Origin of the sequence: Nocardia sp. NRRL S-836 (assembly GCF_001279525.1) — a bacterium.
Classification (GTDB): Bacteria; Actinomycetota; Actinomycetes; order Mycobacteriales; family Pseudonocardiaceae; genus Lentzea.
In genome coordinates, this window is the sequence record NZ_LGDY01000094.1 from 145133 (window position 1) to 168624 (window position 23492).

The window sequence follows — 23492 nt, forward strand, 5'->3', positions numbered from 1 at the left end:
GGACCAACCGGACTCCGCACGAACTGACTGAGCACCCGCCCGAGCTGGATCAGCACCGGCGACCCGCTGAGCGTCACGGTTATCGTCGTCATGGTCCGAACGGTGGTGACCCCGGAGGCGGTCGAGTTGGCAAACCGGCGCATCGCGCTGCTGATCGCGACCGACTCGTACGCGGACCCCGAGTTCACCGATCTGCGGCCCCCTTGCACCGACGCGCGTGCCCTGGCCGCACTCCTCGGTGATCCCGAGATCGGCGCGTTCGAGGTCGCGACGCTGCTCAACCGTCCCGTCCAGGACGTCCGCGACCTCCTGGAGGAGACCTTCGCCGACGCTTCCCGCGACGACCTCGTCCTGCTGCACCTGTCCGGGCACGGCCTGAAGGACGAGTCGGGCAAGCTGCAGCTCATCCTGTCCGACACCCGCCGCAACCGCTTGCGCTCGTCGGCGATCGCGGCGTCGTGGGTGCGCGAGCTGATCGACCACAGCGCGGCCCGGCGGGTCGTGGTGTGGCTGGACTGCTGCTTCAGCGGCGCGTTCCCTCCGGGGTTCACCCCGGAGGGGACCGAGACGGTCGACGCGATCGACCAGCTGGCCGGCGACTCCGGGCGGGGCTGCGCGGTGATGACGGCGTCCACGAAGGTCCAGTACGCCTTCGACAAGGAGCAGTCGGTCTTCACCGAGGCGATCATGAGCGGCCTGCGGACCGGGGCGGCGGACCTCAACGAGGACGGGCTGGTCGACGCGAGCGAGCTGTACACGTTCGTGTACGACTGGGTGCGGACGCGGTCGCCGGGGCAGACGCCGACGCGCAACGACATGCTGTCCGGCGACTTCCACATCGCCTACAACCGCAACGTCCTGCGGCTGCCGCCGGAGCTGGCCCCTGAGCTACGGGCGTTGCTGCGCAGCGCGGACCCGCGGTTCCGGAGCCTCGGCGTCCAGGAGCTGTCCGCGCTGGCCAGGAAGGGCGACGAGGCCGCCCGCGCGGCGTTGGCGTTGATGGGCGAGGCACCTCCGGCGGACTCCCCTCGCGTGCCGGTGGTCGTGGAGGTACCGCCACCGCTGTCCACGCGGCTGCAGCGGGACCCCGGCTTCACCTTCCTGCGCGAGGTCAGGCTGAAAGCGCTGGTCTCCTGCCTCGTGGTCGATCCGGCGGAGCCACAGCGCCTGTGCGGTGTCTCCTCCGCGGACACCCCGATCCGGTGGTTCGACGCCGGTACCGGCCAGGAGATCCCCGGTTCCTCCCGCGAGGAGGCCGACACGGTCGCCCTGAGCCCCGACGGGAGCCTGGTGGCCATCGGCAGGCGCGACGGAATCCTGCTGCTCGACCGCGACGACCGGTGGCCGGTGGTCGACCGGCCACCCCTGGAAGGGTTCTCACCCCGGCAGCTCGCTGTCAGCCTCGACAGCCGCGTGCTCGCGAGTCTCGATCTCACCGAGGTGCACGTGTGGCACTTGCCCAGCGAAGAACGGGTGCACCGCCTGGAGGTCTTCGCGGACTGCATCGCCCTGGGCCCGGACGGGATGTTGGCAACCGGTCAAGAAGGCATGGTCACCCTCCGGGAGCTGGTGTCCGGCCACCCCGTCGCCACCGTGTTCAACCCCGGCTGGGTGTCCGCGATCGCCTTCACGCCGGATGGCCAGCTCGTCACCGGCGACATCGAGGGCGTGATCCGCACCGGCGCTCCCGACAGCACCTGGCGCCCCGTGGAACTACGCCGCCGGCACACCGCGGCAGTGGTGTCCGTGTCGTTCGACCAGGCAGGTGTCATGGTCACCGCCAGCCGCGACGGTCACGTGATGTTCTGGAAGCCCAGCTAGCTCGCCAGCCCCGCGTCCCGTGCCAGCAGCGCCGCCTGCACCCGGTTCGTCAGCCCCAGCTTCGCCAGCAACCGCGACACGTACGTCTTCACCGTGGCTTCGGACATGTGCAGCTTCGCCCCGACGTCCGCGTTCGACATGCCCTGTCCGAGCAGCGCGAGCACCTCGACCTCGCGCTCGGTCAGCCCCGCGACGGCCTTCTGCGCCTCCTGCCGCTTCGGCTGCCCGGACGTCGCGACCATGCCCACGACCCGTGACGTGACCATGGGTGACAGGTAGGCCTCGCCGTTGTGCACCGCGCGCACGGCACGCAGCAGTTCCTCGGGCGCGGAGTCCTTCAGCAGGAACCCGGCGGCGCCGTCGGACAACGCGCGCACGATGTTCTCGTCCTCGCCGAAGGTCGTGAGCATGACGACGCGCACGGACGGTGCGACGACGCGCAGTTCGCGCGCGCATGCCAGGCCGTCCATGCGTGGCATGCGGATGTCGAGCACGGCGACGTCGACGCGGCGTTCGCGGACGATCTGCACCGCCTCGCGGCCGTCGCCTGCCTCGGCGACCAGCTCGATGTCGTCGGCGGTGCCGAGGATGGCTTTGATGCCCGCGCGCATCAGCGGCTCGTCGTCGGCGATGAGCACCCGGATCATGGCTCGTTCCTCTGCACGTGGATCTTCTTCTCGACCAGCTTGCCGTCCTTGAAGCAGAAGCGCACCACCCGGGTGCCCTTCGCGAGGTACGACTGCTCGTCGGTGATGTGGTAGACGCAGCGGGAACCGGGCGGTTCCTGGGCGGCCTGCGACTTGCGCTCACCGTCGCCGACCAGGGGTTCGTCGCCGGCCGGGAGCAGCGCCATCACCTCGGCCTCCGGCTGGCCGACGGAGATCCGGTCGAGGGTCTGCTCCGGCACGACCTCGGTCACCGGCTGCGCGCCGAGGTAGGTGAAGCCGCCGATGATGACGCTCAGCACGAGCGACGCGCCCGCGATGGAGCCGATGCCCGCCCACTTGCGCAGCCGGCCCGGTGACTGGGTCTCCTCCTGCTCGTCCTCCGGTTCGTCCGGCAGCGGGGTCTCCTCGTACGGCAGCACGGCGGCGATCCGGAAGCCGCCCGACGGCAGCGCCCCGACGTGCAGGATGCCGCCGGCCAGGCGCACGCGTTCGCCCAGGCCGATCAGGCCGACGCCCGGCTCGCCGTCCGGGGAACCGTTGCGCGACGGGTTGTTCCGCACCTCCACGACCAGTGCGTCGGGCTCGTACTTCACCGTCACCTGCACGGCCGCCCCCGGCGCGTGCTTGGCGGCGTTCGTCAGGCCCTCCTGGGCGACGCGATAGGCGGCGTGCGACACACGTGACGGCAACGGGTGCGCTTGCCCGCCACGAACGAGACTGACGAGCACACCGGCCTTGCGCGCGTCGCCCACCAACGAGTCGATGGACTCCGCTGTCCGTGTCGCGGGGTCGTCGTCGGGACCGTCCTCGGCACGCAGCACGCCGATGATCGACCGCAGCTCCCCCATGCCGGTCAACGCCGCCGCGCGCAGCACCCCGATCGCCTCGCGCTGCTTCTCCCCCAGCGACGGGTCGAGCGCCAGGGCGCCGGCGTGCACGGAGATCAACGACAGGCGGTGGCCGAGGCTGTCGTGCATGTCCTGGGCGATGCGGCTGCGTTCGCGCAGGCGCACCTGCCGCGACAGCATCCGCTGCTCGCCCCGCATCCGCGCCTCGCGCTCCTGCATCGCCTGCACGAGCGCCTCGCGTTGCGCCAGGTACCGGCCGACGAGGAACGGCAGCGCCACGCCCACGCCGAAGATCGTGATCAGCATGAGCATCCCGTAGACGGGCTCGATCTCCAACGGCCGCGCGTCCCAGTCCCACAGCAGCACCACGACCACGAACGTGACCGCCGTCGACGCCACCGCCCTGACCCACGACTCGATCCGGCGCCCGGCCGTGTAGCTCAGCACGACCATCAGCGCCGGTCCGATGAACGGGATGGCCGCGGCCACGACCATCACCGCCGCGGGCAGCGCGTGCCGCAACGGCAGGAGCACCAGGTAGACGGCGGCGTAGGCGACGACCAGCCAGCCCGACGCCTTCTGCTCGGCCCACGGGCCCGGCCACAGGTCCAGCAGGACGACGGCGACCACCACGACCACGTCGCCGGCGACCCGCACCGGGGTCAGCGCCCGGAACCGGGCCAGGACGTCGGCGAGGAACGCCTCGCCCCTGGCCCGCACAGCAGTAATCACGCGCCCCAAGCTACGAGACGTCCCACCTGTGGCGCGGCACGCTGGGGTATCGAGTTCCAGCGACGAAAGTTGACGCTCAGACCAGCTGCGCGGTGGACCCCGCCCGGCGCGCCCGCCACGACGCCACGACGACTCCGACAACCAGCAGCACCGCCGTCGCCGCCACCATCAGCGTCGACAGCGCCACGATCTCCGGCGAAATGCCCCGCTTGGAGGCCTGCGCGTAGACGAACACCGGCAGCGTCGTCGACCCGACACCGGTCAGGTACGACGAGATCACCACGTCGTCGAACGACAGCAGGAACGCGAACGCCGCCCCCGCCACGACCGCGGGCGCCACCAGCGGCAGCGTGACGGTCCGGAACGCCACGAACGGCGATGCCCCGAGGTCGGCCGCCGCCTCCTCCAGCCGCACGTCCATCCCGGACACCCGCGACCGCACCACGACGACCACGAAGCTCAGCGAGAACGCCACGTGCGCGAACAGCAGCGCCCCGAACCCGAGCGGGATCCCGGCGAGCTTGACGAAGAACCCCAGCATCGCCACGCCCATGACGACCTCGGGCACCACCAGCGGCAGCGACAGCAGCACCGTCCACACCCCGCGGCCGGGAAACGCGCGCCGCAACCCGAACGCCGCCAACGTCCCGATGACCGTCGAGATCACGGCGGACGCCAGCGCCAGCTGCAGGGTCAGCTGCAACGACTCCAGCACACGGGTGTCGCGGAACAGCTCCTCGTACCACCGCGTCGACACCCCGCTGATGCGGCTGAGCGACCGCGACGAGTTGAACGACGCGATCGCGAGCCACCCGATCGGCGCGTACAGGAACAGGAACACCAGCGCGGCGACCGCTCCGAGCACCCACGGCCGACGGTTCACAGCACGTCCTCCCCACGCCGCCCGCGCAACACGAGCACGAGCACCACCAGCACGAGCAGCAGCACCGCCATCGCCGACCCGAGCGGCCAGTTGTTGCCGCCGCGGAACTGGTCGTCGATCACCGACCCGAACGTCGACTGGTCGACCCCGCCGAGCAGCTTCGGCGTCACGAAGTCACCCGCCGCGGGCACCAGCACCAGCAACGACCCGGCCAGCACACCGGTGAGCACACCCGGCAGCACGATCCGGAAGAACGTCGACACCCGCCCGTGCCCGAGGTCGTACGACGCCTCGACCAGCCGGAAGTCGAACCGCTCGCACGCCACGTAGAGCGGCAGCACCATGAACGGCAGGAAGCCGTACGTCAGCCCGAGGACCACCGCACCGTGCGTGAGCAGGAAGCCGCCATCACGCCCCAGCCCCACCCAGCTCAGCACCGTGTTGACCAGCCCCTCCCCGTCCAGCAGCGCCTTCCACGCGTAGATCCGCGCGAGGTAGCTCGACCAGAACGGGATCAGCACCGCCGCGAGCAACGCGGTCCGGTACCTGCCGCCGTGCCGCGCGATGAACCACGCCAGCGGGAAGCCCAGCACCAGGCAGGCGACCGTCGTGACCACCGCGTACACCAGCGTCCGCCCGAAGATCGGCAGGAACGCCGGGTCCAGTGCCGTCAGGTACGCCTGCGTCGTCCACGGCAGCACCGCGCGGGCGACACCGGTGTCGCGGGTCGCGAAGCTGAACTGCACGACGAGCGCCAGCGGCGCGATCAGGAAAATCCCCAGCCACAGCCCGGTGGGCGTGAGCAGGGCGTTGGCCTTCAGCCAGCGTCGCAACACGAGCGCACATGATGCCACGTGAACATTGCTGTACCGTTGTGAACATGAGTGTTCACCTCCTCCAGACCGCCACATCGGTGCTGCTCAAGGACCCGACGGCGTCGCTGGGCGAGGTGGCGAAGGCGGCGGGTGTCGGCAGGACCACACTCCACAAGCGGTTCCCGACCCGAACCGAGCTGATCCACGCGCTCGCCACCGAGGCGCTCGACCTGGTCGACGCGGCGATCAGCAGCGTCGACCTCGACACCGACGACGCGGTCGAGCAGCTCATCGCGAACCTCGTGCCGCTCGGCCCGCGCGTCGAGTTCCTGCTGCGCTTCCCGAACCTCGCCGACGACGAACGGCTCAGCGTGCGGCTGACCGCGATGGACCAGCCGGTGATCGACCTGATCTCCCGGCTGCAGGGCACGCGGATGCGGGCCGACCTGCCCGCGTGGTGGATCACCCAGATCCTCTACGCCGGCATCTACAGCGCCTGGGAGGGCATCGCGGCGGGCCGGCTGGCACCCCTCGACGCACCCCGGCTCGTGCTCACGACGTTCTACCAGGGGGTAAGCGGTGCTGGAGCAGCTGAACGGCCATGACGACCCGCATCCGGTCTACGAGCGGATTCGCGCCCGGGGCCCGCTGACACGCCTCGGCGGCCAGTGGGTCACGACGAGCCACGCGCTGGCGAACACGATCCTGCGCGACCGGCGGTTCGGTGTGCGGTTCGCCGACGGCACGTATCCGGGCACGCCGAACCCGGTGTCCGAGTCGTTCCTGGAGCTGGACCCGCCCGACCACACCCGGTTGCGCAGGCTGGCCACGCCCGCGTTCGGCCCGAGGAGGATCGACGGGTACCGCCCGCGCGTCGAGAAGATCGCGGACGCCCTGCTCGACCGGGTCGACGGCGAGTTCGACCTGATGACGGACTTCGCCACGCCGTTGCCGATCGCGGTGATCAGCGAGCTGCTCGGCATCCCGGACGCCGACACCGGCGACTTCGCGAACTACGGCCGGCTCGTCGCCGAGTCGTTCGACGGCCGGACCACCGATGCCGCGAACCGGGCCATCGACCGGATCTCCGCGTTGTTCGAGCGGCTCATCGCCGAGCGCAGGGCGAACCCCGGCGACGACGTGATCAGCTCACTCGTGGCTGCGGAGCAGGACCGGAAGCTCACCGTGCCGGAGGCGCTCAGCACGTTGACCCTGTTGTTGATCGCCGGATTCGAGACCACCGTCAACCTGATCGGCAACGGCGTGCGCGCGTTGCTCGACCACCCGGCGCAGTGGGCGTTCTTCAAGGCACACGACGGCATCGCGCCGGACGTCGTGGAGGAGACGCTGCGCTGGGCGCCGCCGGTGCACCTGACCACCCGCCTCGCGCACGAGCCGGTCTCGCTGCTCGGCCGCGACATCGGCGTGGACGACGGCGTCTGCCTGCTGCTCGCCGCGGCGAACCGCGATCCGGAGGTGTACCCGGAGCCCGAGCGGTTCGACCTCATGCGGGTGCGGAAGCCGGAGCACCTGGCGTTCTCCAGCGGCATCCACTACTGCCTGGGCGCGACGCTGGCCCGGCTGGAGGGCGAGGTGGCGCTGCGGGCCGTGGCACGGCGGTTGCCGGACCTGCGCCAGGCAGGCCCGGTGACGTACCGCGAGTCGGTGGTGATCAGGGGGATGGCGAGCTTCCCGGTCAGCCGGTCTTGACCTTGGTCCACGCGTCGGCGTAGCGCGCCTCGACGTCGCCGCCCAGGTCCTTGGTGAACGGCAGCTTCTTCAGCTGCTCCTCCGAGGGGTAGACCAGCGGGTCGTTCAGCAGCTCCTTGTCGATCAACGGCTTGGCGGCCGCGTTCGGGCTGCCGTAGCGCACGGCGTTGGACAGCGCCGCACCCGTCTCCGCGCCCAGGACGTAGTCGATGAACCGGTGCGCGTTCTCGGCGTGCGGCGCGTCCTTCGGGATGACCAGCAGGTCCACATAGGACAGACCGCCCTCGGACGGGATGGCGTACGCGACGTCCGCGCTGGCCGCGCGTGCCTGGAACGCGTCACCGGAGTACGCCTGCGCGAGCCGCACCTGGCCGGAGGTGAGCGGCTCGATCACGTCGGAGGTGATCTGGCCGAGCTTCTTCTTCAACGACAGCAGGAAGTTCGCCGCGTCGTCGATCTGTCCGGCGTCGGTGGTGTTCGGGTCGTGGCCGAGCTTGAGCAGGCCCAGCGCCATGCCGTCACGTGCCTCGTCGAGGATCGTGCTGCGGCCCTGGGCGTTCGGCAGGTCGAAGGCGGAGAACCCGGTGACCTCACCGCCGATCTGCGACCTGGAGTACGCGAGACCCGTGGTGCCCCACGCCCACGGCACCGAGTACTTGTTGCCGGCGTCGTAGTCGGCCTCGACGAACCGCTTCTCCAGGTTCTTGAGGTTCGGCAGCGACGAGTGGTCCAGCGGCTGCAGCAGGCCGGAGCGCAGAAACCGGCGCAGGAAGTTGTCGCTGGGCACCACCAGGTCGTACCCGGCCGAACCGGAAGCGATCTTGGCTTCCATCTCGTCGTTGGTGGAGAAGTTGTCGTAGGTGACGTCGATGCCGGTCGCGGTCTTGAAGCCCGGCAACGTCTCCGGCGCGATGTAGTCGGTCCAGTTGTAGAAGTTGAGCTTCGGCTCGTTCTTGAGGTTCGCGGCCTTCGCGGCGGTCGAGGTGCCACCGCTGTTCGTCGGCGCCTCACCGACACCGCAGGCGGCCAGCGCGAAGAACGTCATCGAGCCCAGCATCGCGCGCCGGGTCACCCGCGGGGAGTCGACGTCCCACAGGCGGGCGATCCGGACCTTCTTCTCAGTCATCAGTCTTCTTCTCCAGCAGCACGGTGAACTCGGGGTCCCACGCCATCCGCACCGGCTGTCCCGGCGCGCCCGCGTCGTCGATGCGCTGGGCGTTCTGCACGAACGCGACCAGCTCACCCACGGGGGTGTCCACGACGAACTGCGTTGACACGCCCGTGTAGACGACATCGCGCACGACGCCCTGGAGCACGCACCAGCCCGTGGGCGGCTCAGCCGTCTCGTCGAACAGGTGCACCTTCTCCGGGCGCACGGTCGCGGCGACCTTCTGGCCGTGCGCGGCGCTGCCGTTCAGCCGCGCGCGCAACCGGGTGGCACCGGGTGCGGTCAGCTCGGCGAAACCGCCGTCCACTCCGGACACCTCCGCGTCCAGGATGTTCGACGTGCCGATGAACCCGGCGACGAAGCGGGTCGCGGGGCGTTCGTAGACGTCCTCGGGGTAGCCGACCTGCTCGATGCGGCCCGCGTTCATCACGGCGATGCGGTGCGACAGGACCAGCGCCTCCTCCTGGTCGTGCGTGACGTAGAGGAACGTCGTGCCGACCTCGCGCTGGATGCGCATCAGCTCGATCTGCAGCTCCTTGCGCAGCTTGGCGTCGAGCGCGCCGAGCGGTTCGTCGAGCAGGAGCAGCTGCGGCCCGGCCGCAAGCGCTCGCGCGATGGCGACCCGTTGCTGCTGGCCACCGGAGAGCTGCGCGGGCCTGCGCTGGGCGAACTGCGACAGGCGGACGAGCTCCAGGTGCTCGCCGACCCGCCTGCGCAGCTCCTCGCCGCGCAGCTTCTTGCGCTTGAGGCCGTAGGCGACGTTGTCCCACACCGACATGTGCGGGAACAGCGCGTACGACTGGAAGACGGTGTTGACGTCCCTCCGGTACGGCGGGACGCCCACCATGTCGTTGCCGTCGAGCTCGATGCGGCCCTCGTCCGGGTCGATGAACCCGGCGATCATGCGCAGCACCGTGGTCTTGCCGCAGCCGGACGGGCCGAGCACGGAGAAGAACTCGCCCTCGTGGACGTTGAGCGAGATTCCGTCGACCGCCACCTGGTCGGAGAAACGTTTGCGCACCCCGTGCAGACCGATCTCGACGGGGGCGAACGTGTCCGGGGTGGAGGCCTCAGCGGGAGAGAAGCCGGTCAAGTAGGGGCGCCTTCGCAAGATCGGACGGGTGGGCCGCGCTGAGGGTAACGGTGCACGACCTCACTGGTAAGCCGTGCGCGCGCGACCTCACACATCCGTGCGCGTCTCCATGTGCGACGATGACCAGGTAACCGGATGAGCAGTGGAGGAAACCGTGGCTTCGTCCTCGGAACTGGACAAGCGTCCTGCCGTCGACCCTCACGAGGAGCCGTCGCACGAGTGGGGCTGGCACGGCTCGCTGACCAAGGGCACCCGGATCGCCGGCTGGCTCTCCGCGATCTTCTGCTTCCTGATGCTGATCGGCAACCACCACGGCCGCATCGAGAACGTCTACCTCATCGCGACCGGCGTGACGATCATCGGCTTCCTGGTGTGGGACATGGCCCGCCGCAAGACGTCCTGGCGCCGTTAGACCTCGAGCACGAGCTTGCCCTGGGTGCGACCCTTCTCGCCCAGGGCATGCGCTTGTCCGGCCTCTTCCAGCGGGAACGTCGCGTCGACGTGCACCCGCAGCTGCCCCGACTCGACGAGCGCGGTGATCGCCTCCAGGCCCGCCCGGTCCGGCTCGACCAGGATCGGGCTGGTCCTGATGTCGTCACGCGGACCGACCGCCACCCCGGACGGCACGCCGACGAAGAGCCCGCCGCTGCGCACCGGCGCCGGTGAGCTGCCGCCGACCAGGTCCACGAGCACGTCGACGTCGGCGCGGTCGTACTCGGCGACCGTGTGGTCGACCACCTCGTCCACGCCGAGGTCCTTGAGGAACGCGTGCTTGGCCGCCCGCGCCGTGCCGATCACGTGCGCGCCGCGGGCCTTCGCGATCTGCACCGCGAGGTGGCCGACCCCTCCGGCCGCCGCGGTGACCAGCACCTTCTGCCCCGGCTGCACGTCGGCGGTGTCGACGAGGACCTGCCACGCGGTGAGCGCGGCGAGCGGCAGGGCGGCCGCTTCGACGTGGGTGAGCCCCGCCGGTTTCCTGGCGAAGTGGCGCGACGGCGCGGTGACGTACTCGGCGTAGGCGCTCGCGGCGTGCGGGAAGCGCGGCATTCCGTAGACCTCGTCGCCGGGCTTGAGGGTCGTGACGCCGAAGCCGACCTCCTCGACCACGCCGGAGACGTCCCAGCCCAGCACGAGCGGGAACGTCTGCAGCCCCGCCATGCCACCGCCGGCGCGGGTCTTCCAGTCGACCGGGTTGATCCCGGCCGCGTGCACCCTGACCAGCACCTCCGTCGGCACGGGCGCGGGCTTGGGCAGGTCGGAGAGGGTCAGGACCTCGGGGCCACCGAACTCGGTCTGGGTGATCGCTCGCATGCCCCCCAGTTTCCGAGACCTGGTCACTGTTCGCAACCAGGCACTAGTTTGTGCACTAGGTACCTGGTAGAAACCACCCGTGATCAGGAACGTTTACTCGAAGATGTGCCCGTGTCGCGACCTGCTGGACATGGTCGCCTCGAAGTGGACGGCGCTCGCGATCGGCGCGATGGAGAACGGGCCGGTGCGGTTCGGCGAGATGAAGCGCGAACTGGAGGGCATCAGCCAGAAGATGCTCACGCAGACGTTGCGCGCGCTCGAACGCGATGGGCTCGTCACGCGCACGGTGTACCCCACGGTGCCGTTGCGCGTGGAGTACGAGCTGACCGAGCTCGGTCGCAGCGTGATCGAGCCCCTCGCGGCGCTGCGGATGTGGGCGCAGCAGAACTACGACTCGGTCGCCGAGGCGCGCGAGACGTTCGACAGCGCGGATCCCGTCGGCCTGGAACCCGCTACGACCCGGTGACCGGCCGGCCGGTCACGCGACGACCCAGCCGAACTGGAACTCGACCGTCTGCCCCTCGCAGTTCGCGCTCGGCGAGTCGAAGTGGGCGCCCTGGAAGAGGCATCGGTGCAACGGGAGCGTGGCCACGTCCGCCGGCTTGTCCCGGAAGACGTAGCCGAGCGTGCCGAGGACGGTCTGCCCCTCGCAGGTGGACGAGACCGAGGTCATGTGGTCCTCGGAGTTGTTGATGCGGCAGGCGTACAACGGCATCGCGCCCGGCTCGGGGTTCGCGAGCAGCTTGCCGAGGGTGTAGGCCTCGGGGGTGAAGCCCGCGGGTGCGTTCACGCGTGGGGTGCCGCTGTAGTGGAACGGCGTGCCGTTCTTGATGTACCGCTTCAGCACGAGGGTTTCCCTCGGCGGTTTGGGCTGTGTCGTCGGCTGCACGGACTGCGTGACCTGGGCCGGCTTCGAGCTGCTGACCGGTTTGCTGGACGACGGCGCCGCGCTGCTGCTGCTCGGTGCGGCACTGCTGGACGACGCGCTGGAGCTGACGCTGGTCGTCGACGTGGGCTGGTCGCTGACGTTCGCGCCCTGCTGCGCCGCCGCCCTGCCGGGGGTCTCCGGCTTGACCAGGAAGACCGCGGCGAGCGCGATCACGACCACCGCCGCCGCGGCACCGGCGAAGATGCCGATCCGCTTGCGGGACCTGGGTTTGTCGTCCCAGTCCGCACGCGTCGGCGGCTGCGGCGTGACGTAGGCGGTGACGGGTTCGATGACGACCGTCTGCTCCGACGGCGTGGGCGGCCGGACGACCTTGGTGCGGTCACCGAGCCGTTCGCGCAGCTGGGCGGCGGTCAGCCGGCGGGTGTCGTCCTGGGTGAGCAGCGCCATGATCGTGTCGGCGAGCGGCCCGTACGTGCGCTGGAGGACCGGCTCCTCGTACATGATCGCGTGCATGGTCGCCGCGGTCGTGTCGCGCTGGAACGGAGCGCGCCCCTCGATCGCGTGGAACATGGTGGCGCCCAACGCCCACAGGTCGCTCGCGGGCGACGGTTGCTTGCCGGCGAACAACTCCGGCGCCATGTAACCGGGCGAGCCCATGATGCCGCCGGTCGCCGTCAGCCCGGGGTCGTCCACGGCACGGGCGATGCCGAAGTCGGCGAGCTTCACCCGGCCGTCGGGCAGCACCATGATGTTGCTGGGCTTGACGTCCCGGTGCACGATGCCCGCCGCGTGGGCCGCTTCGAGCGCGTTGAGCGTCTGCAGGCCGATGTCGGCGACCTCGTCCTCGCTCAGCGCCCTGCGCGCCATGACGGTGGCGAGCGTCGGGGCCTCGACGAGCTCCATGACGAGGTACGTGACGCCGTGCTCGACGATGACGTCGTAGATGCCGACGACGTTCGGGCTGTTCAGCCGCCCCGCCGTGCGGGCTTCCCGCAGCACGCGCTCGGTCTCGGTGGTCCGCAGCTCCTTGAGCGCGACCTGGCGCCCGATGACCCGGTCTTCTGCCAGCCAGACGACCCCCATGCCGCCCCGGCCGAGCTCTCTGATCGTCGCGTACCTGCCCGCGACCAGCCTCGTCGGTTCCCCCACGACGCCGCATGCTAGCCGGAGCCCCGCGGCGACCGGTCCCCTGTCCGGGTTCTGTCGTCTGTGACGGAGATTGTCGGCCGCCGCTTCTTCTTCAGCGGGCTCATTCCCAGCTCGTGGGCACTGTTGCGGGTATGCGCACACGGCAGTTGGCTCAGCCGCACCCGCTCCGGTGAAAGGACCTGATCATGTCGGTGACCGACGAGCTGCTCGCCAACAACCTCACCTACGCCGCCCAGTTCTCCGGCCCGCTGCCGCTGCCGCCCGCCAAGCACGTCGCCGTGGTGGCGTGCATGGACGCACGCCTCGACGTCTACCGCGTGCTCGGTCTCCAGGAGGGCGAGGCGCACGTGATCCGCAACGCGGGCGGCGTCGTGACCGAGGACGAGATCCGCTCGCTCGCGATCAGCCAGCGCCTGCTCGGCACCAGGGAGATCATCCTCATCCACCACACCGACTGCGGCATGCTGACGTTCACCGACGACGACTTCAAGCGGTCCATCCAGGAGGACGTCGGCGTGAAGCCCGCCTGGGCGGCCGAGTCGTTCAGCGACCTGGAAGAGGACGTGCGCCAGTCGGTCGCACGCATCCTCGGCAACCCGTTCGTGCCGGTCAAGGACTCGGTGCGCGGTTTCGTGTTCGACGTGGCGACGGGTGCGCTGACCGAGGTGTGATCAGCCCTCGGCCGCGAGCTGCCCGCAGGCCGCTGCGATCTCCTGCCCGCGGGTGTCCCGGACGGTGCACTCGACACCCTGCTCCCGCACCCGGCGCACGAACTCCCGTTCCACCGGCTTCGGCGAGGCGTCCCACTTGCTGCCCGGCGTCGGGTTCAGCGGGATCAGGTTCACGTGCACCAGCTGCCCGAGGTGCTTGCGCAGCTTCTTGCCCAGCAGGTCCGCCCGCCAGCCCTGGTCGTTGATGTCGCGGATCAGCGCGTACTCGATGCTGACCCGGCGCCCGGTCTGGTCGGCGTACCCGCGGGCCGCCTCCAGCACCTCGGCCACGTCCCAGCGCGTGTTGACCGGCACCAGCGTGTTGCGCAGCTCGTCGTCCGGCGTGTGCAACGACACCGCCAACCTGACCTGCAGCTTCTCCTCGGTCAGCTTCTTGATCGCCGGCACCAGGCCGACCGTCGACACGGTCACCGTGCGCTGCGAGATGCCCAGCCCATCCGGCGCCGGTGCCGTGATGCGGTGCACGGCCTCGATGACCCGCTTGTAGTTCGCGAGCGGTTCGCCCATGCCCATGAAGACGATGTTCGACAGCCGTCCGGGACCACCGGGCAGCTCGCCGTCGCGCATCGCCGCGGCACCGAGGCGCACCTGGTCCACGATCTCCGCGGTCGACAGGTTGCGCTGCAGGCCGCCCTGGCCGGTCGCGCAGAACGGGCACGCCATGCCGCAGCCGGCCTGCGACGAGATGCACAGCGTCGCGCGGTCCGGGTAGCGCATCAGAACGCTCTCGATGAGCGTGCCGTCGTGCGCGCGCAGGAGCGTCTTCGCCGTCGTCCCCTCATCGGTCGTGACCTTGCGCACAACCGTGAAAAGCGGCGGCATCAGGTCGGCGACGAGCTTGTCGCGCGTGGCGGCCGGGATGTCGGTCATCTCGGCCGGGTCGACGGTCAGGCGGCTGAAGTAGTGGTTCGACAGCTGCTTGGCCCGGAACGGCTTCTCACCAAGGGCCGCAACGGCATCAGCGCGTTCGGACGGTGAGAGGTCGACCAGGTGGCGCGGCGGCAGGCCGCGCTTGGGCGCGTCGAAGACAAGGGGAAGCGAGGTCATAGCACATCCAGTGTCCCACGAACTTCACCAACACAAGACCGTTGCATCGCGATAGCTTCCGATATATCGTTAACGGCATGATGATGCGACCACACCACAGGAACCACACACACAGGCACCGCCACGGCCCGTTCGGGGGCGGCGGCAGGGGCGGCCGTCAACGACGCGGCAACGTCCGTGCAGCTGTTCTGTCCCTGCTGGCAGAACGCCCGATGCACGGCTACGAGATCATCCAGGAGATCGCCAGGCGCACCGGCGGCGGCTGGAGCCCGAGCCCCGGCTCGGTCTACCCCACGCTGCAGATGCTGGCCGACGAAGGCCTGATCTCCTCCGAGGAAGAAGGGGGCAAGAAGCTGTTCACGCTCACCGACCACGGCAGGACGGAGCACACGGCCCCGCCCTGGCGCGACATCAACTTCCAGCTCGACCCGGTCGACGGCGAGCTGAGGTCGTCCATCCGGCTCCTCGGTAGCGCGATGGAGCAGATCTCCCACGCGGGCACGCCCGAGCAGAAGGCCCGCGCCGTCGAGCTCTACAACGAGCTGCGGCGCAAGCTCTACGCCATCCTCGCCGAGGAGTGACTCACCAGCGGTCGTGCACGTGCGGCCTGATCAGCTCGTCGTACACCGCCGCCACCGCGGCCCGGTCCACTCCGGACAACTCGGCCGCCGCCGCGTTCGACCGCGCCTGCTCCACGTTGCGAGCACCCGGGATCACCACCGTGACACCGGCCTGATCGATGATCCACCTGAGCGCGAACTGCGCCATGGTGGCCCCCTCGGGAACCAGCGGCCGCAGCCGTTCGACCGCCTCCAACCCCACCTCGAACGGCACCCCGGAGAAGGTCTCGCCGACGTCGAACGCCTCACCGTTGCGGTTGTAGTTGCGGTGGTCGTCCGCGCCGAACTTCGTGTCCCTGCTGTACTTGCCGGACAGCAACCCGGAGGCCAGCGGCACGCGCGCGATGATCGCGACCCCCGCCTCGGCCGCCTTCGGCAGCACCTCTTCGAGCGGCTTGAGCCGGAACGCGTTCAGGATGATCTGCACGCTGGCCACGTTCGGCCGCTTGATCGCCTCGAGCGCTTCCTCGACCTTCTCCACCGACACGCCGTAAGCAGCGATCCGCTGCTGCTCCACCATCTCGTCGAGCGTGTCGTACACCTCGTCGCGGCTGTACACCGGCGTCGGCGGGCAGTGCAGCTGCACCAGGTCGAGCGTGTCCACCCCGAGGTTGCGGCGGCTCCGGTCGTTCCACGCGAGGAAGTTCTCCCGCGAGTACCCCTCCGTGGTCTGCGCCGGCAGCCGCCGCCCCATCTTGGTGGCCACGAAGACGTCGTCGTCCTTGCGCTCCTTGAGGAACCGCCCGACAAGCGTCTCGCTGCGCCCGTCGCCGTACACGTCAGCGGTGTCGAAGAAGTCGACCCCCGTGTCGGCGGCGGCGTGCAGCAACGCGAGCGCCTCGCTCTCGTCCACCTCGCCCCAGTCGGCGCCGAGCTGCCAGCACCCCAGCCCGACGACGCCGACCTGGCGGTCCAACCTGCCTGCGTTTCGCTTCTCCACGAACCGAAGCCTAGTCCGATCAGACCCGTCCGACGTGTTTCAGCAGACGCCACCACTGATCGTCCTCGTCGACACCCGGAAGAGTCAGGTACTTCGACCCCAGGGCATACGTCTCAAGGAACTCGCCCAGACTGCCTGCGAACTGCCCGAAAACTTCACTGTCCTGCCATACGATTCCTCGATCAGGGAATCCCCAGACGGTTCCGTCTCGTCTGTTGATGAAGAGCGGGTCCTCATTGGCCTTTCCGAAGCAGAACCACTTTTCGACACCCAGCCGAACTGGAGCACCCTCATCCTCCTCGGCATACACCTGCATGGATTCGACAACCTTGCAACGGTAGACGACTACCTGCCCAAGAATTGGTCCATCCACAAAGGTGAGCAGGTCGAGATACTCAGTCGGGGCGTCGAGGCCAGGGGCACGTGAGATGCCCTCGGGGAAAGAGTTCATCATCGACCACTCTCGCTCCAGCTTGGCCGCCGAGCGCACAGCCTCGAAAGCCTGACGAAGCTCAACTGAGATCATCACGGCCCCTTGATGTTGATTCGAATGGGTGTGTAGTCCGGGAGAGAACGAATCTGTCTGCCGATGTCCTGGTTCGTGACCGCATGCAGGATATGCAGGTTGCTCGCGGCATCCGGGCCACCGAGCTGCAACTCCCACACGTGGTCCGGATTCATGGCGACTACTGAAGCGCTGAGGCCGTGTGACCGGGGAGCCACGGCTCCCCGGTCACACGATCAACCCGGTCGGCTTCCGCCGCACGTGCAACCGATACCCCACCGGAAAGCTCAACCCCTCCACCGAAGCAATCGCACGTTCGGCCACACCAGCCGAGAACTCGATGCGCAGCACCGACTCCAACGCCTCACGCGACTCGAACCGCCACTCCGCCACCACGCGCCGCAACGAAAACCCGTTGTCCGCGAAGAACTTCTCCACCGCAGCCGGGTCATACCGCGGCTCGTCGGCACACAACCACGGCCCGTAAGGCGCAGCCGACCCGTCCAAATCCACGATCGCGATCGCGCCACCCGACCGCAGCACCCGATCGGCCTCCTGCAGCCCCGGTTCACATCCAGGGCCGAAGAAGTACGCCGTGCGCGCGTGCACCAGATCAGCGACCCCGTCGTCGAGCGGCAGCCGTTGCGCGGGACCGGAGACGACGCGGACGTTCGGCAGCGCGGCCACCCGGTTGCGTGCGCGCACCACGAGCGGTGGGTGCGGTTCGACGCCTACGACCGTGCGCGCAGACTGCGCGAAGATGGGCAGGTGGAAGCCGTCGCCGCAGCCGATGTCGACCACGTCCGTCGAGCTGAAGGGGCATTCCTCGGCCAACGCGGCCCAGATGGCGCCGTGCACGTCCTGCGCGCGGTTCTCCACCTCGTAGACGTCCGGCCAGTGCCAGATGTTCGGGCTCGGCACCACGTCCACCGGGCGCACCGCTGCCAGCGCCGCCCGCACGAATCCCCTCACGAAGACACTGTAAGACCTCTATTTGACCGCGACCGTACGAATTCGTCCAATCACGGCGTAGCGTGGCCGCATCTCTTCCCTGCAGGAGGCGGCAGTGTCGATCGCGCCCAACACACCTCAGCTCGCACCGTTACTCGGCGGCAGTCCGTGCTGGGTGGAACGCTCCGTCGACGACCTCAAGGCCACGATCGAGTTCTACACCGGGCTCTTCGGCTGGCATTACGCCGACGACGCCGGTTACACCGTGGCCATGGTCGACGGCGTCCCGGTCGCCGGGCTGCCCCAGGGCGAGCCGGAGCCGTGGCTGTTGTACCTGGTCACGCCGCACGCGCGGGCCACCGCGGAAAAAGCGTTCCACCTCGGCGGGTCGGTGTTGCGCAACCCGGAGGACGGGACCGACCACACGCAGAGCACGGTGATCAGTGATCCGACCGGCGCTGTCGTCGGGTTCCGGCACGTTCCGCCGGACTGGCGGTTCGGCACGGGCGGGCACGGCGCCTACGCGTGGGCCGAGCTCAACACCCGTGACGGCGCGGCGGCCGACGAGTTCTTCGGCGAGCTGTGCCACTTCGACATCACGCAGATCGGCGACGGGCAGCGGCTGGACTACGCGTCCTGGTCCATCGAGGGCACCGAGGTCATCGGCCGGCAGAAGATGGGCCGCGAGTTCCCGTACGGCGAGCGTTCGCACTGGATGGTGTACTTCAACGCCGCGCCGGAGATCGGCATCGACTCCGTGGCGTACCGCGTGCTGGAGCTCGGCGGGCGCGTGACCGTGGAGCCCTATGACACGCCGTTCGGGCGTATCACGGTCGTCGAGGACCACGCGGGTATGGCGTTCTCCGTCATCGACCCCTCCCGCGTGATCGAGGCCGAGCCGCGCACCGAGGTGGACGACCCGTTCGACGACTAGCCCGAGCGGGGAGAACGTCAGCGGTCTACGGCACGAACAGGTGCAGCAGCAGCCACGAGGCGACGGCGGACGGCAGCAGCGAGTCCATCCGGTCCATGAGGCCGCCGTGACCGGGCAGCAGCGTGCCCATGTCCTTGATGCCGAGGTCTCGCTTGATCAGCGACTCGACCAGGTCGCCAGCGGTGGCCGTGACCACGAGCGCGGCACCGAACAGCGCGCCGTGCCACCACTGGCCGTCCAGCAGCGTCGTGACGGTGATCGCCCCACCGACCACACCGGCGAGCAGCGACCCGGCGAAGCCCTCCCAGGACTTCTTCGGGCTGATCGTCGGCGCCATCGGGTGCTTGCCGAGGAAGACACCGGCCGCGTAGCCGCCCACGTCGGACAGCACGACACCGATGAGGAACGCGAACGCGCGGCCCGCGCCGTCCTCCGGGACGACGAGCATGGCCGCGAACGCCGCGAACAACGGCACGTAGACGACGGTGAGCACCGACGCGCTGAGATCGCGCAGGTAGCCGTCGGATCCGCCGCGGAAGCGCCAGATCATGCACACCAGCACGGTGATCGCCAGCGCGGTCATCATGCCGCTGCGCCCCAGCGGCCAGGACAGCCAGATGATCGCCTGGCCACCGATGAGCGCCGGCCACAGGGCGACGGTGATGCCGCCCTTCTTGAACGCGTTCGCGAGCTCCCACGTCGACACCGCCGCGGCGGCCGCGACGATGCCGATGAAGGTGTGCCGCACGGTGAGCAACGACAGGACGATGACGGCACCGAGGCCGGCGCCGACCAGGATCGCCGACCTCAGGTCACGCCCCGCCCGCGACGGCTTCGACGCGGGCACCTCCGCGGGACTGCCTGCCACCTGTGCTCCCATCACGACCTCCGCCCGGCCTGGGCCTTCACGCCTGCGGCGACTCGGCCGGGCGAACCATCAGGGACATCAGACTTCGAGGAGCTCGGCTTCCTTGTGCTTCACGAGCTCGTCGACCTGCGCGGTGTACTTGTGGGTCAGAGCGTCGAGCTCCTTCTCACCACGCGCGCCGTCGTCCTCGCCGACCTCGCCGTCCTTGACGAGGCGGTCGATCTCTTCCTTCGCCTTGCGGCGGACACCGCGGACGGAGACGCGCGCGTCCTCGCCCTTCTGCTTCGCCACCTTCACCATGTCCCGGCGGCGCTCCTCGGAGAGCTGCGGGATGACGATGCGGATGATGCTGCCGTCGTTGCTCGGGTTGACGCCCAGGTCGGAGTCCCGGATCGCCTTCTCGATGGCGTTCAGCTGGCTCGCGTCGTACGGCTTGACGACCGCCATGCGCGCCTCAGGGACCGTGATGCTGGCCATCTGGTTGAGCGGCGTCAGCGAACCGTAGTAGTCGACGTGGATGCGGTTGAACATCGAGGGAGTCGCCCGACCGGTCCGTACGGAGGCGAGGTTCTCCTTCGCCACCGAAACCGCCTTTTCCATCTTCTCCTCGGCGTCGAGGAGGGTCTCGTCGATCACGACTGCTCCTTGCTCTGCGTGTTCGTGCCCTTGTCCCGGTCCAGGTCTGATCCCACCAGGTCTAGAAGGCGGGCCGACCACCGGGGGTGTTGACCAGGGTGCCGATCTTCTCACCACGCACCGCGCGCGCGATGTTCCCCTCGGTGAGGAGGTTGAAGACGAGGATCGGCATGTTGTTGTCCATGCAGAGGCTGAAGGCCGTGGCGTCGGCGACGTTGAGGCCGCGCTCCAGCACCTCGCGGTGGGTGATGTTGTCGAACATCAGCGCGTCCGGGTCGATCTTGGGGTCGGCCGTGTAGACGCCGTCGACGGCCTTCGCCATCAGCACGATCTCGCAGCCGATCTCCAGCGCGCGCTGAGCGGCCGTGGTGTCGGTCGAGAAGTACGGCAGACCCGCGCCGCCACCGAAGATCACGACGCGGCCCTTGTCGAGGTGGCGCATCGCGCGGCGGGGGATGTAGGACTCGGCGACCTGCGTCATCTGGATGGAGGTCTGCACGCGGGTGTCGATGCCGTGCTCGCGTTCGAGGAAGTCCTGCAACGCCAGGCAGTTCATGACCGTGCCGAGCATGCCCATGTAGTCGGCACGCGAACGGTCCATGCCGCGCTGCTGGAGCTCGGCACCGCGGAAGAAGTTGCCACCGCCGATCACGACGGCCACCTGCACGCCGGACTCGACGACCGCCGCGATCTGCTTGGCGACCGTCTGGACGACATCGGGATCGACACCGACGCCCCCGCCGCCGAACATCTCGCCACCGAGCTTGAGCATCACCCGGCGGTAGCCGTGGCTACCTTCTTCGCTCACTGGTCAGTCCTCCTCAGCGCCATTGGTCAGGACATAGCAAGGGCGGGGTCGCAGTGTCGTCGCAACCCCGCCCTCACCGCGATCAGCTCTGGCCGACCTCGAACCGAGCGAAACGGGTGACCGTCACGCCGGCCTCGTCCAGCAGGGCCTTGACCGTCTTCTTGCTGTCCGTCACGGAAGCCTGCTCCAGGAGCACGACGTCCTTGAAGAAGCCGTTGACGCGACCCTCGACGATCTTGGGCAGCGCGCCCTCGGGCTTGCCCTCCTCGCGAGCGGTCTCCTCGGCGATGCGGCGCTCGTTCGCAACCAGGTCCTCGGGGACCTCGTCACGGGTGACGAACTTCGGGCGCATGGCGGCGATCTGCATCGCGGCACCCTTGGCGGCCTCGGCGTTGTCACCGGTGAACTCGACCAGCACGCCGACGGCGGGCGGCAGGTCGGCAGCACGCTTGTGCAGGTAGGTGGAGACGGTGCCGTCGAAGTTGACGGCCTTCGCGAGCTCCAGCTTCTCGCCGATCTTGGCGGAGAACTCCTGGACCAGCGCGTCCACGGTCTTGCCGTCGACCTCGACCGCCTTGAGGGCGTCGACGTCGGCGACCTTGTTGGCCTTGGCGATCGCGACGATCTCGTCGGCCAGCGCGATGAAGTCGGCGTTCTTCGCGACGAAGTCGGTCTCGCAGCGCAGCTCGACCATCGCACCGTCCTGGACGGCGACGAGGCCGTTGGACGTGGTGCGCTCGGCGCGCTTGCCGACGTCCTTGGCGCCCTTGATGCGCAGGATCTCGACGGCCTTCTCGAAGTCGCCGTCAGCCTCGTCCAGGGCCTTCTTGCAGTCCATCATGCCGGCGGCGGTGAGCTCGCGGAGCTTCTTGACGTCCGCGGTGGTGTAGTTCGCCATCGTTTTCCTTCTGCGATGTACGCGCTTGAGTCACGCGGCGCCCGCTGGTGTGCGGGCGCCGCGTGGGGGAAATCAGGACTGGACGGGCTGCTCGGCCGGAGCTTCCTCGGCCGGAGCTGCGTCGGCCGGGGCCGCCTCGGCCGGAGCCTCGGTGGGCGTGGAGCTGGTCAGGAGCTCCTGCTCCCACTCGGCCAGCGGCTCGTCGGCGGCGGGCTTGTCCTGGCCGTCAGCGGCGTCGCGGCGGCCACCGGAGCGCTGCATGAGACCGGCGGCGGCGGCCTCGGCCACGACCTTGGTCAGCAGGGCAGCGGAACGGATCGCGTCGTCGTTGCCCGGGATCGGGAACTCGACCTCGTCCGGGTCGCAGTTGGTGTCGAGGATCGCGACGATCGGGATGTTCAGCTTGCGAGCCTCACCGACCGCGATGTGCTCCTTCTTGGTGTCCACGATCCACACGGCGCTGGGCACCTTGGACATGTCGCGGATACCGCCGAGCGTGCGCTCCAGCTTGTCCTTCTCGCGGTTCATCATCAGGATTTCCTTCTTGGTGAAACCCTGGAAACCGCCGGTCTGCTCCATCGACTCGAGCTCCTTGAGGCGCTGGAGCCTCTTGTGGACCGTCGAGAAGTTGGTGAGCATGCCGCCCAGCCAGCGCTGGTTCACGTAGGGCATGCCGACGCGGAGCGCCTCGTTGGCGATGGCCTCCTGCGCCTGCTTCTTGGTGCCGATGAACAGGATCGACCCGCCGTGCGCGACCGTTTCCTTCACGAACTCGTAAGCCCGGTCGATGTAGGTCAGCGTCTGCTGCAGGTCGATGATGTAGATGCCGTTGCGCTCGGTGAGGATGTAGCGCTTCATCTTCGGGTTCCAGCGCCGGGTCTGGTGCCCGAAGTGCACGCCGCTGTCGAGCAGCTGCTTCATGGTTACGACGGCCATGGCCGGTTCGCACCTCATCTGTCGGACGCGCCAGGTCTGGCCAGTGCGCGTCGTTTCGGTTGCCGCTTCCGGCCGGGTCGGCCGTCAGCCCTGGTGCCTTGCCGGCGTCCGCACCCGCGGAGGACTCTCATCCACCGTCAGGACCGTCGGACGTCGTGACTCGACCCTGCTGGACAGCCGGTCGGATCTGCGTTGGCACGCGAAGTCGTCCCGCACGTAGACGGGACGCGCCCGAAAGTCTACGCCCCACCCCCGACAAACTTCGAATCGGCAGGTAGGCGAGGGGCGAAGTTATCCACAACCACCGAGTTGTCCACAGTTCCCAGATCCTCGGTGGTCCCCAAGGCCGCCCTCCTCGACGCTGATCCCATGCTCCTCCCCACCACCCTGCTGCTGACGGCCCTCCTGACCCCGCCGACCACGCGCTACTCCTGGCCCCTACCCCCACCCCACCCCGTCGTGCGCGCGTTCCTCGCCCCGACCTCCCCCTTCGGCCCCGGCCACCGCGGCGTCGACCTCGCTGCCCCCACG

Annotated in this window: 26 protein-coding genes; 8 read left to right on the forward strand and 18 right to left on the reverse strand. The window is 69.1% G+C overall.

The genetic code is table 11. From position 1 onward, the window contains the following. Positions 1 to 90: 90 nt before the first annotated feature. Complete coding sequence (locus ADL03_RS17570) at positions 91 to 1821, forward strand: caspase family protein (protein WP_053734535.1); 1731 nt, start codon at positions 91 to 93, stop codon at positions 1819 to 1821. Here the strand turns inward: ADL03_RS17570 and ADL03_RS17575 are convergent. The 4 genes from ADL03_RS17575 to ADL03_RS17590 all read right to left on the reverse strand — a co-directional run bounded on the left by ADL03_RS17575 (position 1818) and on the right by ADL03_RS17590 (position 5788). Further along, positions 1818 to 2468: a response regulator transcription factor gene (locus tag ADL03_RS17575; protein ID WP_053734536.1), complete on the reverse strand. Its 651-nt coding sequence runs from the start codon at positions 2466 to 2468 to the stop codon at positions 1818 to 1820. The two genes, ADL03_RS17570 and ADL03_RS17575, sit on opposite strands and share 4 nt — an antisense overlap. After that, entirely contained in the window at positions 2465 to 4069 is a 1605-nt protein-coding gene (locus tag ADL03_RS17580; protein ID WP_157528838.1) for a sensor histidine kinase, read from the reverse strand. Before ADL03_RS17580 ends, ADL03_RS17575 begins: the two co-directional genes overlap by 4 nt. A 76-nt stretch (positions 4070 to 4145) precedes the next feature. Further along, a complete protein-coding gene (locus ADL03_RS17585) occupies positions 4146 to 4952 on the reverse strand; it encodes an ABC transporter permease (protein WP_053734538.1) in 807 nt (268 codons plus the stop codon). After that, entirely contained in the window at positions 4949 to 5788 is an 840-nt protein-coding gene (locus ADL03_RS17590; RefSeq protein ID WP_053734539.1) for an ABC transporter permease, read from the reverse strand. Before ADL03_RS17590 ends, ADL03_RS17585 begins: the two co-directional genes overlap by 4 nt. Before the next feature lie 44 nt (positions 5789 to 5832). Between ADL03_RS17590 and ADL03_RS17595 the strand changes: the two genes are divergently transcribed. Further along, positions 5833 to 6372 carry a TetR/AcrR family transcriptional regulator gene (locus tag ADL03_RS17595; RefSeq protein ID WP_157528840.1) on the forward strand — a complete coding sequence of 180 codons (540 nt, stop codon included), beginning with the start codon at positions 5833 to 5835 and terminating at the stop codon, positions 6370 to 6372. Continuing rightward, complete coding sequence (locus ADL03_RS17600; protein WP_082373228.1) at positions 6347 to 7477, forward strand: cytochrome P450; 1131 nt, start codon at positions 6347 to 6349, stop codon at positions 7475 to 7477. Before ADL03_RS17595 ends, ADL03_RS17600 begins: the two co-directional genes overlap by 26 nt. Here ADL03_RS17600 and ADL03_RS17605 read toward each other — a convergent pair. Both ADL03_RS17605 and ADL03_RS17610 read right to left on the reverse strand, forming a co-directional pair. Next, positions 7464 to 8603, reverse strand: coding sequence for a spermidine/putrescine ABC transporter substrate-binding protein (locus ADL03_RS17605; RefSeq protein ID WP_053734542.1), 1140 nt, complete (start codon positions 8601 to 8603; stop codon positions 7464 to 7466). The genes ADL03_RS17600 and ADL03_RS17605 overlap by 14 nt on opposite strands. Further along, the gene (locus ADL03_RS17610) at positions 8596 to 9738 is read right to left on the reverse strand and encodes an ABC transporter ATP-binding protein (protein WP_053734543.1); all 1143 of its coding nucleotides are present in this window, start codon (positions 9736 to 9738) and stop codon (positions 8596 to 8598) included. The genes ADL03_RS17605 and ADL03_RS17610 overlap by 8 nt, the downstream gene beginning before the upstream one ends. A gap of 154 nt (positions 9739 to 9892) precedes the next feature. Between ADL03_RS17610 and ADL03_RS17615 the strand changes: the two genes are divergently transcribed. Then, positions 9893 to 10150 carry a DUF2631 domain-containing protein gene (locus ADL03_RS17615; protein ID WP_053734580.1) on the forward strand — a complete coding sequence of 86 codons (258 nt, stop codon included), beginning with the start codon at positions 9893 to 9895 and terminating at the stop codon, positions 10148 to 10150. On the opposite strand, the gene ADL03_RS17620 is transcribed toward ADL03_RS17615, so the two are convergent. Continuing rightward, positions 10147 to 11049: an NADP-dependent oxidoreductase gene (locus ADL03_RS17620; RefSeq protein ID WP_053734544.1), complete on the reverse strand. Its 903-nt coding sequence runs from the start codon at positions 11047 to 11049 to the stop codon at positions 10147 to 10149. The genes ADL03_RS17615 and ADL03_RS17620 overlap by 4 nt on opposite strands. Before the next feature lie 79 nt (positions 11050 to 11128). On the opposite strand from ADL03_RS17620, the gene ADL03_RS17625 reads away from it, so the two are divergent. Beyond that, complete coding sequence (locus ADL03_RS17625; RefSeq protein ID WP_369808986.1) at positions 11129 to 11515, forward strand: winged helix-turn-helix transcriptional regulator; 387 nt, start codon at positions 11129 to 11131, stop codon at positions 11513 to 11515. 12 nt (positions 11516 to 11527) lie between these two features. Here the strand turns inward: ADL03_RS17625 and ADL03_RS17630 are convergent, their stop codons facing one another. Further along, entirely contained in the window at positions 11528 to 13087 is a 1560-nt protein-coding gene (locus ADL03_RS17630; RefSeq protein ID WP_197288407.1) for a serine/threonine-protein kinase, read from the reverse strand. A 185-nt stretch (positions 13088 to 13272) separates the two neighbouring features. Between ADL03_RS17630 and ADL03_RS17635 the strand changes: the two genes are divergently transcribed. Continuing rightward, positions 13273 to 13758 carry a carbonic anhydrase gene (locus tag ADL03_RS17635; protein WP_053734546.1) on the forward strand — a complete coding sequence of 162 codons (486 nt, stop codon included), beginning with the start codon at positions 13273 to 13275 and terminating at the stop codon, positions 13756 to 13758. On the opposite strand, the gene rlmN is transcribed toward ADL03_RS17635, so the two are convergent. Beyond that, complete coding sequence (rlmN, locus tag ADL03_RS17640; RefSeq protein WP_053734547.1) at positions 13759 to 14865, reverse strand: 23S rRNA (adenine(2503)-C(2))-methyltransferase RlmN; 1107 nt, start codon at positions 14863 to 14865, stop codon at positions 13759 to 13761. An 83-nt stretch (positions 14866 to 14948) separates the two neighbouring features. Between rlmN and ADL03_RS17645 the strand changes: the two genes are divergently transcribed. Beyond that, complete coding sequence (locus ADL03_RS17645; RefSeq protein WP_082373232.1) at positions 14949 to 15446, forward strand: PadR family transcriptional regulator; 498 nt, start codon at positions 14949 to 14951, stop codon at positions 15444 to 15446. A gap of 1 nt (position 15447) precedes the next feature. On the opposite strand, the gene ADL03_RS17650 is transcribed toward ADL03_RS17645, so the two are convergent. Genes ADL03_RS17650 through ADL03_RS17660 form a run of 4 tightly spaced genes read right to left on the reverse strand, consistent with a single transcriptional unit; the run spans position 15448 to position 17854 of the window. Beyond that, positions 15448 to 16425, reverse strand: a complete 978-nt coding sequence (locus ADL03_RS17650; RefSeq protein ID WP_053734549.1) for an aldo/keto reductase — start codon at positions 16423 to 16425, stop codon at positions 15448 to 15450. Between the two features lie 19 nt (positions 16426 to 16444). Continuing rightward, entirely contained in the window at positions 16445 to 16951 is a 507-nt protein-coding gene (locus ADL03_RS17655) for a hypothetical protein (protein ID WP_157528844.1), read from the reverse strand. Further along, complete coding sequence (locus ADL03_RS47120; RefSeq protein WP_157528846.1) at positions 16951 to 17106, reverse strand: hypothetical protein; 156 nt, start codon at positions 17104 to 17106, stop codon at positions 16951 to 16953. Before ADL03_RS47120 ends, ADL03_RS17655 begins: the two co-directional genes overlap by 1 nt. Before the next feature lie 52 nt (positions 17107 to 17158). Further along, the gene (locus ADL03_RS17660) at positions 17159 to 17854 is read right to left on the reverse strand and encodes a class I SAM-dependent methyltransferase (protein ID WP_197288418.1); all 696 of its coding nucleotides are present in this window, start codon (positions 17852 to 17854) and stop codon (positions 17159 to 17161) included. Between the two features lie 202 nt (positions 17855 to 18056). Between ADL03_RS17660 and ADL03_RS17665 the strand changes: the two genes are divergently transcribed. Next, positions 18057 to 18815 (forward strand): VOC family protein, encoded by a 759-nt coding sequence (locus ADL03_RS17665; protein ID WP_197288408.1) that lies wholly within the window; start codon positions 18057 to 18059, stop codon positions 18813 to 18815. A gap of 25 nt (positions 18816 to 18840) precedes the next feature. Here the strand turns inward: ADL03_RS17665 and ADL03_RS17670 are convergent, their stop codons facing one another. The 5 genes from ADL03_RS17670 to rpsB all read right to left on the reverse strand — a co-directional run bounded on the left by ADL03_RS17670 (position 18841) and on the right by rpsB (position 22961). Then, positions 18841 to 19695, reverse strand: a complete 855-nt coding sequence (locus ADL03_RS17670; protein ID WP_053734553.1) for a phosphatidate cytidylyltransferase — start codon at positions 19693 to 19695, stop codon at positions 18841 to 18843. A 66-nt stretch (positions 19696 to 19761) separates the two neighbouring features. Further along, positions 19762 to 20319, reverse strand: a complete 558-nt coding sequence (frr, locus tag ADL03_RS17675; RefSeq protein ID WP_053734554.1) for a ribosome recycling factor — start codon at positions 20317 to 20319, stop codon at positions 19762 to 19764. Positions 20320 to 20380: 61 nt separating this feature from the next. After that, on the reverse strand, positions 20381 to 21091 hold the full coding sequence (pyrH, locus tag ADL03_RS17680; protein WP_197288419.1) for a UMP kinase: 711 nt from the start codon (positions 21089 to 21091) through the stop codon (positions 20381 to 20383). Between the two features lie 118 nt (positions 21092 to 21209). Further along, positions 21210 to 22025 (reverse strand): translation elongation factor Ts, encoded by an 816-nt coding sequence (gene tsf / locus ADL03_RS17685; RefSeq protein WP_053734556.1) that lies wholly within the window; start codon positions 22023 to 22025, stop codon positions 21210 to 21212. A gap of 72 nt (positions 22026 to 22097) precedes the next feature. After that, positions 22098 to 22961 carry a 30S ribosomal protein S2 gene (gene rpsB / locus ADL03_RS17690; RefSeq protein ID WP_053734557.1) on the reverse strand — a complete coding sequence of 288 codons (864 nt, stop codon included), beginning with the start codon at positions 22959 to 22961 and terminating at the stop codon, positions 22098 to 22100. Positions 22962 to 23492: the final 531 nt, after the last annotated feature.